Source organism: Roseibium sp. (genome assembly GCF_025698965.1).
Lineage (GTDB): Bacteria > Pseudomonadota > Alphaproteobacteria > Rhizobiales > Stappiaceae > Roseibium.
Genome location: NZ_JAILWL010000206.1, coordinates 1 through 10964, shown reverse-complemented (window position 1 = coordinate 10964; position 10964 = coordinate 1). Strand labels below are relative to the sequence as shown.

The 10964-nt window shown below is 54.0% G+C and carries 6 protein-coding genes; 2 read left to right on the top strand and 4 right to left on the bottom strand.

Annotated elements, in window-relative coordinates:
* Nucleotides 1-403: 403 nt before the first annotated feature.
* Nucleotides 404-4537, top strand: coding sequence for an Ig-like domain-containing protein (locus tag K5905_RS17045; RefSeq protein ID WP_297585981.1), 4134 nt, complete (start codon nucleotides 404-406; stop codon nucleotides 4535-4537).
* Nucleotides 4538-4668: 131 nt separating this feature from the next.
* Here K5905_RS17045 and K5905_RS17040 read toward each other — a convergent pair whose 3' ends face one another.
* Together K5905_RS17040 and K5905_RS17035 are read right to left on the bottom strand one after the other, a co-directional pair.
* A complete protein-coding gene (locus K5905_RS17040; protein ID WP_297585979.1) occupies nucleotides 4669-5322 on the bottom strand; it encodes an NADPH-dependent FMN reductase in 654 nt (217 codons plus the stop codon).
* Nucleotides 5323-5478: 156 nt separating this feature from the next.
* Nucleotides 5479-5919 (bottom strand): Rrf2 family transcriptional regulator, encoded by a 441-nt coding sequence (locus tag K5905_RS17035; protein WP_297585976.1) that lies wholly within the window; start codon nucleotides 5917-5919, stop codon nucleotides 5479-5481.
* Between the two features lie 137 nt (nucleotides 5920-6056).
* Between K5905_RS17035 and K5905_RS17030 the strand changes: the two genes are divergently transcribed.
* Nucleotides 6057-7496, top strand: coding sequence for an MFS transporter (locus tag K5905_RS17030; RefSeq protein WP_297585974.1), 1440 nt, complete (start codon nucleotides 6057-6059; stop codon nucleotides 7494-7496).
* Between the two features lie 59 nt (nucleotides 7497-7555).
* Here K5905_RS17030 and K5905_RS17025 read toward each other — a convergent pair whose 3' ends face one another.
* Both K5905_RS17025 and K5905_RS17020 read right to left on the bottom strand, forming a co-directional pair.
* On the bottom strand, nucleotides 7556-8989 hold the full coding sequence (locus K5905_RS17025) for an NAD(P)(+) transhydrogenase (Re/Si-specific) subunit beta (RefSeq protein WP_297585973.1): 1434 nt from the start codon (nucleotides 8987-8989) through the stop codon (nucleotides 7556-7558).
* A gap of 12 nt (nucleotides 8990-9001) precedes the next feature.
* The gene (locus tag K5905_RS17020) at nucleotides 9002-10585 is read right to left on the bottom strand and encodes a Re/Si-specific NAD(P)(+) transhydrogenase subunit alpha (RefSeq protein ID WP_297585972.1); all 1584 of its coding nucleotides are present in this window, start codon (nucleotides 10583-10585) and stop codon (nucleotides 9002-9004) included.
* Between the last annotated feature and the right edge of the window lie 379 nt (nucleotides 10586-10964).

Genomic DNA, 10964 nt, shown 5'->3' with positions numbered 1-10964 from the left:
AGTCTAAAGGATTTTCGCGATGGTTACACGGTAGACAGCTTTAAACTATTTTCGGTAATCATGGAATAAACGGTTGCTCGCCGTGTTGTATTGTCAGTCAAGAAAAGGTTGTTTGCTGCATCTCATATTATCAGGTTCGAGCTTTTTTGCTGTTTTCCCTTGTGCTATTAAGTAAATATGACAATATATTTTAGTAAAATGGCAAAATTATGCACTTTTTACGAAATAAAATGACAATCCAGAGGCTTTATTTATTTTGTGAATAGAATTGAAAACTTTAGATATAGTTAATTGACGCACGGGAAATTTACATCACATAGTCTGCGCGGTTTGGGTGGCGTTCGCAAAATGGGGTGTGTGCGTGCTTGTGAGGGGCACCGCACATCGGGATGTGAGGGTTTCTATGCGACCGACAGATTTTGTCAGCACCGTATCCGGTCGAGCGTTGCTTCGCTCATCGGAGGGATTTCCATTGGGCGAGGGGAATCCGGACAGTCGATTTGCAGAAATTTTGTCCGATATCCAGACGCGAATGGCGGAAGTCGCTCGTGGATGGCTGAACGAACGAGTGATCTCCGCCCAGTGGCTGGACCGGCTCGGTGACGATCCCTGGTGGAACCCGCTCTTTCCAACTGATGACGGCGAAGTGGAACCGGAGGGCGATCGGGAAGCACCGGTTACGGTGTCCCGTGAAGAGAGTGAGACAGCTGCAGCAACGGTTGAAGAAGACGGCAGTCCGATGGACGCCGGGGCTCAATCGGTAATTGACATGCTGTTCGAAGCGGCATCGGAAATTGATGCCATGTTCGAAGAGGCAATGGAACGCGTAACAGCAAGTTGGGACAAACCCGAAACCGGGACGATCGGTTCGTTGTTTGACGACCTCTTTATAAACCGACCTGACGGCGAGAACGACATACCGGGACGCTTTGTTGCCGATGATGGGGAAGGTTGGGCACCTGGAGGCTTCGACTGGCCAGACGTTACCGGAGACAGCGACGAAATCCTTCATCATTACACCTGCTCCTGTTTCGGCTGCTCAGGCCAGGAAGACGGGATTGCGCAGAATGAGGTTGGGGGTGTTCCCGCCGGCAGCGTTACCGTTTCAGCGCCGTCACCATTAGGCGATTTGGCGGATTATCTGACCAGCGGTTATTGGGGTGACCGCAATATCAACACTTCGGACGGAACTCTCTCGCATAATCTGGGATCATCCGGAACACGTGCCAATAACGGCGTTCTTTATTTCAATGTGTCCGGCTATTCTTCTGACGGCAATGGTCTGTCTGCGGCAAGGGCAGAACTCGTGCGTGAAGCCTTCAAGCTTTTTGAAGCGACCCTTGGCATCCAGTTTATTGAAACCACCTCGACCAATGACAACGTTGTCGACTTCTTCTTCAGCGACAACAGTTCCGGGGCCTACGCGAACTTCAACTACTATACCAACGGCACGCTTGGGGCGACCTATATCAACGTTGCAAGCAACTGGTCAGGTGGCACATCGACATTCGATGATTATACGCTCCAGACAATCCTTCATGAGATCGGTCATGCACTAGGTCTCGGTCATCAGGGCAATTACAACGGTTCCGCGTCCTATCCGGGCAGCGCGACATTTGAAAACGACAGCTGGCAGGCATCGATGATGTCCTATTTCAGCCAATCGGAAAACTCGTCGATCAATGCCGACTATGAGTTCCTGCAGACACCCATGTCGGTGGACTGGATGGCCTTGGATGACCTGTACGGCAGCCAGGGCTATGGTGTTTCCAATGCATTTGCCGGCGATACCGTCTACGGCTTCAACACCAATGTTTCCGGCAGCGTCAGTCAAATCTGGGCACAATTTGCAACCTATGGCGACCAGACTGCCTATACGATTGTCGATGGCAGCGGCAATGACACCCTGGACCTGTCCGGTTACGGAAACAATTCCGTGATCAATCTGGCCCCGTCCGACAGGTCTGATACCGCGCCGTCAACATCAAGTATTGGTGGGCGTGTCGGCAACTTGACCATCGCAGAAGGCACGATAATCGAAAACGCGATTGGCGGGTCCGGATCGGAGACGTTCTACGGGAACAGCGCCAACAATGTGCTGACCGGCAACGGCGGCAACGACACTTTCCATGACAGTGACGGAGCGGACACGTATTACGGCAATTCCGGCACGGACACCGTGATGTTCAATGGGGACTATTCGGACTATACCTTCTCAGTCAGTGGTTCGTTCCTGCAGGTTATCAATGCGGCAGTCGATCTGGTCTCGAGCACAGTGGAGTGGATCGGTTTTGACGATCAGACCCTGAGCTATCAGGATGTGGTCGATGGATTGTCAGGAAACGCGGCTCCGGTTGCCGTAAACGACAGCTACAGCGTGTCCGAAGACGGCACGGTATCCGGTAACCTGCTCAACAACGACAGCGACGCGAATGGTGATCCGCTAACGGTCGTTCAGGTCAATGGTGTAACAGCTTCCGTTGGCCAGCAGATCAGGTTGTCATCCGGTGCGCTGCTGACGGTCAATGCCAACGGCACATTCGACTATGATCCGAATGGTGCTTTTGACGGTCTGGATGACGGGCAGTCCGATGAAGACAGTTTCACATATCGCATTTCTGACGGTGAGGGCGGGGTCGATGATGCAACTGTTACAATCGACATCAGCGGGGCCACTGACAACGTCGCGCCTGTTGCTGTAAACGACAGCTACAATGTTGCCGAAGACGGCACGGTAGCGGGTAACCTGCTCAACAATGACAGCGACGGGAACAACGATCCGTTGACGGTCGTTCAGGTGAATGGTGTTGCCGCTTCTGTCGGCCAGCAGATCACGTTGTCATCCGGTGCGCTGCTGACGGTGAATGCCAACGGCACGTTCGACTACGATCCGAATGGCGCCTTTAACGGCCTGAACGATGGTCAAGGCGACGAAGACAGCTTCACTTACCGGATTTCAGACGGTGAAGGTGGCTTCGACGATGCAACGGTAACAATCGATATCAATGGTGTCTCAGGCAATGCTGCACCCGTGGCTGTCGGCGACAATTACAACGTGGACGAAGACGGAACCGTTTCAGGTAACCTGCTCAACAACGACAGTGATGCCGACAATGATCCACTGACGATTGTTCAGGTGAACGGGGTGGCGACATCCGTTGGCCAGCAGATCACGCTTTCTTCCGGGGCATTGCTTACGGTCAACGCCAATGGAACATTTGATTATGATCCGAACGGAGCTTTTGACGGCCTGAATGATGAGCAAAGTGATCAGGACAGTTTCACCTACCGGATTTCAGATGGAGAGGGCGGATTTGACGATGCGACGGTGACTATCGACATCGATGGCATTTCACCTCCGGCGCCGGATCCCGACCCCCAACCGGACACGAATGTCGTTATTGACTTTGAAGGCTCGCCCAACGGTGCGTATACAGGCGAAGCAGGACTGGCGATTGATGGAATTGAAGTCATCAGCAGCAATCTTGTTGAAGGGGGCAAGGTCGGTCTGTCCGATGGCTTCTCCATCACAGCCACCGATGGCGACTTCAGCCTCGACAGCCTGCTGCTTCGCTCGCCGCGCGGTCGCGTGCAAATCGAAATCGCAGCCTATGACGATGGCGAGCTTGATGACACAGTGAATGCAACCATCCGTCGCCGAAATGGGGTCTACGAAATCGAACTGGGATCTGAGTTCGATAGCATTGATGAAATCGTGGTGACTGCAAACCGTGATTTTTATATCGACAACATTCAGCTCGTCACCAGTGCCGAGGATCAGCCGGACACCAATACATCTCCGACCGCGGTTGATGATGAATTTGAAGTCGGTGAAAGTGACCAGATTGCCGGTGATCTGCTTCAAAACGACAGCGATCCCGATGGTGACAACCTGACATTGCTCTCGGTGGAAGGGGACGAAGGGGCGGATGTCGAACTGGCGTCAGGCGCAATTGTCTCTTTCAATGAGAACGGCAATTTCAACTACGACCCGAACGGTGCCTTTGATCATCTTCTGGACGGTGAAACAGCGTTCGACAGTTTCGAGTATCTGGTCTCCGACGGGAACGGCGGAACGGATACGGCAACTGCGACCATCACCATCAATGGTGAAGGCGTCGTCCCGACCGGGCCAGAACTTCACGTAATCGGATTTGAGGGCGGCAGCAATGGGCAACCCTTCCTTTCGGAAAATGGTGTTGTGTTCGAAGGGGCGGTTGCAACAAATGCGTCAACCGGAGTTTCTGCTGGCAACCTGGCTGTTCGAAGCGCGGGTCAGAGCGTGTCCTTTTCTCTAGAAAACGGCGGTGACTTTGATTTCGAAGGCGCTGTTCTGACACCGGCTTCTGGTTGGTGGTCCACGATCACAGTGCAAGGCTATGACGACGGAGTGCTAGTCGGCACCGAAAGGGTCACGAGCTGGGGGCGCCGCGAAACCGATTATGACACTAACGACAATATCTTTGATCAGGTCGACGAGGTGGTGATCACCAGCAGCAACGGCATCATAATTGACGAGGCGCAACTGATATTCTGACGGTGGGAGGTCCCGGCCACGGGGCTTGCTCAAACGCGGAGGAGGGGTCTGATATCCGTCCTCCGCGTTTTCTATTGTTTTCCAGTTCCTGATCAATCGGTGGTGCAATGTGACGGTTAAAGCGCATCGTTTCATCCAGGAGCGTTGCGCTGGGACGGTGCCTTGGTGAAGGCTTCCGGCGTTTTAATTGAACCTGAACGGCGTTGATGCTTCGCAGCTTCGGCCCACCAGAAGAGTTGCTTGATCGTTCGGTCAAGATAGGTGTCCCAGTGCCCGGGATCGATACCCTCCAAATAGCTGCCGGTCTCATCGAAAACTTCCTGCGCCTTTGGCACATGGATCATGGCGGAAACGGGCAGGCATCCGAGCTCGGAGAGGAAGGAACGCATGTTGACGGCTGCTCTGGCACCGCCCCATTGGCCTGCGGAATAGGTGACGATCGCGCTGGGTTTATAGGAAAACAACGAGCTGCCAAAATGATTGAGAAGGTGGGCGAGGGTCGGTGACATCGAGTGATTGTATTCCGGGCTCGTCATTACATAGCCGTCGGCCTCGGAGATTTTTCGGGCAAGTTCGTCGAGTTGGTCCGGGGCTTTGCCGCGGGCATAAGAAAAATGCGGTTTAAAGGGGGGCGGCAAATCAATCTGCAGGGGATCGACGGATTCGAAATCGACATGGCTGGCGGAAAGCCGGGTTTCAATCGCCTTCACAACCCGCAGTCCGAGCCGGGCCGGGCGCGGTGGAGTGCTGTCTCTCTCCGAGCCGACGAAAATCAGAAACCGCATACTGAGACCTTTCTTTTTTCGCCCGTGACCATGACGTCAATACTCTGGATCGGCAACCATTGCATACGAGAAGTGGCGTCGGTTCGAAAAAGTGTGACGTGCGTTTTCGCGCTTGGCAGATAGAGAGTGCTGATTTCATAAAAGAAGTTAGAAAACTCAATTATCACTATGAAAAGATTTGATTATATCAGAATAGGGATTTGTGATTTCGGCCACGGTAGTCGAAGCCAGTTTTTGTTGAAATACGGTGTTTGCCGCATCGAGGGCCTGACGAGTAATTTCATTCGCGGCTCTTTCAAGCAAACAGGCAGACGTGTCACCGGAAGGACCCACCGCAAACAATGGTGGTGAGCCGAGTGCCTTGTAGACGTCGGCAAGGGAGATTTCGTCCAGTTGTCTGGAAAGGTACCAGCCGCCGCCATGTCCTTTGGTGGAACTGACGAAACCTGCCTTACGCAATCCGGCCATCATTCGCCGGACAAGGGAAGGGTTGGTTCCGAGCATGGCTCCTATCTGATCCGAGGTTAAGGGGGCTTCGTGCTGCGCGAGGTGCAGTAAAACGTGCAGCACTCTCGGAAGTCGGCTGTCTGTCCGCAATTCAGTCTCCTGTTTGCGGAACTGTAGATCAAATTTAATCACGTTACAAATAAAGATACGTAAGATTGACTCGCTGCATCATGTATCTTTATAAGTTTCATGACTTCACTGAAATTCGGTTCAAAGGCGTTTCCTTCATGTCAATAGCAGTGCTCAACTCCGGTGCGGGAGCGGGAAACAGGCGGGCGGCCGTGGCTGTTCTCTTTCTGGCCGCGTTCATCAACCTTCTTGACGTCACGATCGTAAACCTGGCCTTACCGGCGATCCGCAACGACCTTGGTGCAAGCGAGACGGAGCTGGAGTGGATTCTGGTCATCTACGTCGTGGCGTTTGCGTCAGGATTGCTCCCATTTGGTCGTTTCGGAGATATTTTCGGGCGAAAGCAGGTGTTTATCTGGGGAGTTGCCGGATTTGTGCTGAGTTCTTCAATTTGCGGCATGGCGACTAGTTCCGGAATTCTGATTGCGGCCCGCGGTCTGCAAGGACTGTCGGCGGCCATGATGGTCCCGCAGGTGCTGGCGATTGTGCACGTTCTTTTTCGAACGGAAGAAAGGGGAAGGGTGATTGGGCTTTATGGGGTTGTTAGTGCGCTAGGCGCTGTCTCGGGGCCGGTGAGTGGTGGTGCGATCCTCGCAATCGACTTTGCCGGTTTGAGCTGGCGGCCGATATTTCTCCTCAACATTCCCCTTGGTCTGTTTTCGCTCATCGGGGCGATGCGCTTTGTACCGTCAATCGTGGCTGAGCCTACCCTGAAGCCGGACTGGGCCGGCGCGGTCCTTTTTTTCCTGGCAATCGTCAGTCTGACATTCCCGCTGGTCGAAGGGCGGCATTTGGGGTGGCCCTGGTGGTGTCTGGTTCTGCTTGGGGGCGCAGTCATGCTGGCTGTTGTTTTCCTCAAGCACCAAGCGAACCGCGCATCGCGGGCAATGACACAGTTGCTGCCTATTTGTCTTCTCAAGGACAGGGACTTCGTCTTCGGATTGTCCGTCGTCGTTGCTTTTTTCTCCGGGATAGCCGGCGTGTTTTTCATGCTTGCGATTTTTCTGCAGTCCGGATTTGGCTTTTCCCCTCTAGTCGCCGGGCTCATCATTGCACCACATCCGGTCGGCGCGATGATTGCGTCCTATCTCAGCGGCCGGGTTGGACATCGTTGGCTTGAGTATCGGATTACACTGGGTGCTGCACTACTGGCACTTGGAATGACCGGATTGATGCTTGTCGTTGATGCGGCGGAGAGCAATTTGTCGGGCTGGCGCTTCATGATGCCGCTGTTTGTTGTGGGAACTGGCATGGGAACCGCGGTTCCGGCCTTGTTTCAAAGCGTGCTCTCCCGTGTCTCCGGTCTGGACGCCGGAGCAGGTTCAGGTGTGCTCCAGGCGTTCCAACAGATTGGCATTGCGATTGGTATTGCCGTCATTGGTCAGATCTTTTTCGGTAGTCTGGAAGGGCAAAGAAGCGAAGCAGGGTTTGTCACGGCTGCGCGGACAGCACTTTGGTTTCCGGTTGGCATCTATCTGTTACTGGCGATTGTGTGTTTCTGGTCTGCCCGCCAGTCCCCTGAAAAACCGGCACCTTGAAACAATAAAGCCGCCCCGTTTGCCCGGGGCGGCCTGGTGATTTGTGACTGCCGTCGTGATCAGTCGATCTGTGTCAGCAGTTTGTCGAGACTGGCCTTCGCATCGCCATAGAACATGCGCGTGTTCTCTTTGTAGAAAAGCGGGTTTTCGATGCCGGAATAGCCCGTACCCTGGCCGCGTTTGGAAACAAAAACCTGCTTTGACTTCCATACTTCCAGAACCGGCATGCCGGCGATCGGGGAGTTCGGATCTTCCTGGGCCGCCGGGTTGACGATGTCATTGGACCCGATGACGATTGCGACGTCCGTCTCGGGGAAGTCCTCGTTGATCTCGTCCATTTCCAAAACGATGTCATAAGGCACTTTTGCCTCAGCCAACAGAACGTTCATGTGACCGGGCAAGCGACCCGCAACCGGGTGGATCGCAAAGCGGACGTTCTTGCCCTTGGCCCGCAGGCGCTTGGTCAGCTCGCTGACCGACTGCTGCGCTTGAGCAACTGCCATACCGTAGCCCGGAACGATGATGACGTTGTCAGCGTCCTCCAGTGCAGCAACAACACCGTCCGCATCAATCGCGATCTGCTCGCCGTCGACTTCCATTGCCGGGCCGGTGGTATTGCCGAAGCCGCCGAGGATAACGGAGATGAAGGAACGGTTCATCGCCTTGCACATGATGTAGGACAGGATCGCACCAGAAGAGCCGACCAGAGCACCGACAACGATCAAAAGGTCGTTGCCCAGTGAGAAGCCGATGGCTGCCGCGGCCCAGCCTGAATAGGAGTTCAGCATGGAGACCACAACAGGCATGTCTGCGCCGCCGATACCCATGATCAGGTGATAGCCGATGAAGAAGGCCAGCAGCGTCATGAGGATCAATGTCCAGATGCCCGCCCCATTCAGGAACATGATCAGCAGGATAACGCTGAGTGCGGCAGCGCCTGCGTTCAGCATATGCCCGCCCGGCAGTTTTTCTGCCTTGGAGGTTACTTTGCCGGCCAACTTGCCGAAAGCAACGACAGAGCCGGTGAAGGTAACGGCACCAATGAAAACACCAAGGAAAACCTCGACCTTCAGAATCGACTGTTCGATCGGGGTCTTGTGAGCAAGAATGGCGGCGAAGCCTTCCAGAGCTTCGCGCTCTTCATGCCCCATCGCCAGAACGCGACCCAGTTCGATATAGGCATTGAAGCCGACGAAAACCGCTGCCAGACCCACAAGTGAGTGCATGGCTGCCACAAGCTGTGGCATTTCGGTCATCTGCACCTTTTGTGCGACGTAAAACCCGATGATACCGCCGCCTGCAATCAGGATCAGGGACAGTAGCCAGAGGCCTGAACCAGGACCGATAAGCGTTGCCGCAACCGCCAGTCCCATGCCGACAATGCCGTACCAAACGGCCCGTTTGGCGCTTTCCTGTCCGGATAGGCCACCCAGGGACAGAATGAACAAAACAGCCGCAACAACATAGACGGCAGTCGTGAAACCGAATTCCATCTCTCGGCCTCCTTAGGATTTTTGGAACATGGCGAGCATGCGCCGGGTGACGAGGAAACCGCCGAAGATGTTAATTCCGGCCATAAAGATAGACAGACCTGCCAGAATGATCACCAGAACAGAACCGGAGCCGAGTTGCATCAGCGCGCCAAGGATAATGATCGATGAAATGGCATTGGTCACCGCCATCAAGGGGGTGTGAAGCGAATGGCTGACGTTCCAGATCACCTGGAAGCCAACGAACACGGCCAGCACGAAGACGATGAAATGCTGCATGAAGCTGGCTGGTGCAATTAGGCCGACCAGCAACATGAGAAGGCCGCCAACACCGAGCAGCGTGACGTGTTGTTTTGTTTGCGCTTTGAAAGCCGCCTTTTCCTGCTCAAGCTTTTCTTCCGCAGTCAGCTCTTTCGGCTTTTCCTTGGATTTGGCAGCAATTGCCTGGACTTTGGGCGGTGGGGGCGGGAAGGTAATTTCACCTTCATAAGTGACGGTCGCGCCGCGAATGACGTCGTCTTCCATGTTGTGATTGATCTGGCCGTCTTTTTCAGGCGTCAGATCGGTCATCATGTGACGGATGTTTGTCGCGTAGAGCGTAGAGGATTGCGATGCCATACGAGACGGGAAGTCGGTGTAGCCGACGATGGTGACGCCATTGTCGGTGACAACCTTTTCGTCGGCAACCGTGCCTTCGACATTGCCGCCGCGCTCCGCCGCCAGATCGACAATCACCGAGCCCGGTTTCATGGACTTGACCATGTCTTCCAGCCACAGCTTCGGTGCCGGGCGGTTCGGGATCAGCGCAGTGGTGATGACAATGTCCATCTCCGGAGCAAGTTCGCGGAACTTCGCCAATTGAGCTTCGCGGAACTCGGGAGAAGAAACACTGGCATATCCGCCGGTAGCGGCACCGTCCTGCTGATCTTCTTCAAAATCCAGATAAACGAACTCAGCACCCATGGATTCGACTTGTTCCGCCACTTCCGGGCGCACGTCGAAGGCCAGGGTGACAGCCCCGAGCGAGGTGGATGTTCCGATAGCGGCAAGACCGGCGACACCGGCTCCGACGACCAGAACTTTTGCCGGTGGCACCTTGCCTGCGGCGGTGATCTGGCCGGTGAAGAAGCGGCCGAAATTGTTGCCGGCCTCGATTACAGCCCTGTAGCCGGCAATGTTGGCCATGGAGCTGAGTGCATCCATTTTTTGCGCGCGCGAAATACGCGGCACCATTTCCATGGCGATGACATTGGCGCCTTTTTCCTTCGCCTGTTCCATCCCCTTTTCGTTGCCGCCGGGGTTGAAGAAGGAAATCAGCGTTTTGCCCTTGGTCAGATAGCCCATCTCCTTGTCGTCCGGTTGACGGACTTTGGTGATGATGTCCGATTTTTTCCAAAGACTCGCGGCGGTTTTGACAATCTCAACCCCCGCGTCCTTATAGGATTCGTCTGAAAAACCGGCAGCTTTTCCGGCACCGCTCTGCACAAGGCAAGTATAGCCAAGCTTCTGCAGCTGTTTCGCCGACTCAGGGGTCATTGCCACACGGGCTTCCCCTGGGAAGGTTTCCTTCGGTGTGCCGATCTTAAGGGCTTGTGGCATATGTCGCTCCAAGATGGTGACCAGGAAATGGCCTGAAGATTGAGAGGTCCGGGCAATCAGGTTACAGAACCTGCCTCCATTGCCCGGACCTTGAATGTGTGCAGTGCATATAAAAACGAAAAAAATACTTATGGCAAGGCGTATTTGCCTCGAATTCGCACCGTATATTGAGGTGGAAGACTAAAGTCGAACGACTTAATTTTTAGGAGATCGATCCGTTTGATGTGCGGAAACTTTCAAATCAATTAGATCAGAGAGTAAATACTCAAATGGAATTCAGTTTTAGTATTTTTTTCCAATGAAAAGAAAAATTTATGCGCAGCTGAAGGAAAAAACTATTTTTCCTCGCGCGATGGGGAGCAGAATTTGTTCTGACATC

Coding starts and splice junctions, on each gene's coding strand:
- K5905_RS17020 (WP_297585972.1), bottom strand. CDS start 10,585: ATGCCACAAGCCCTTAAGATCGGCACACCGAAGGAAACCTTCCCAGGG.
- K5905_RS17030 (WP_297585974.1), top strand. CDS start 6,057: ATGTCAATAGCAGTGCTCAACTCCGGTGCGGGAGCGGGAAACAGGCGG.
- K5905_RS17040 (WP_297585979.1), bottom strand. CDS start 5,322: ATGCGGTTTCTGATTTTCGTCGGCTCGGAGAGAGACAGCACTCCACCG.
- K5905_RS17025 (WP_297585973.1), bottom strand. CDS start 8,989: ATGGAATTCGGTTTCACGACTGCCGTCTATGTTGTTGCGGCTGTTTTG.
- K5905_RS17045 (WP_297585981.1), top strand. CDS start 404: ATGCGACCGACAGATTTTGTCAGCACCGTATCCGGTCGAGCGTTGCTT.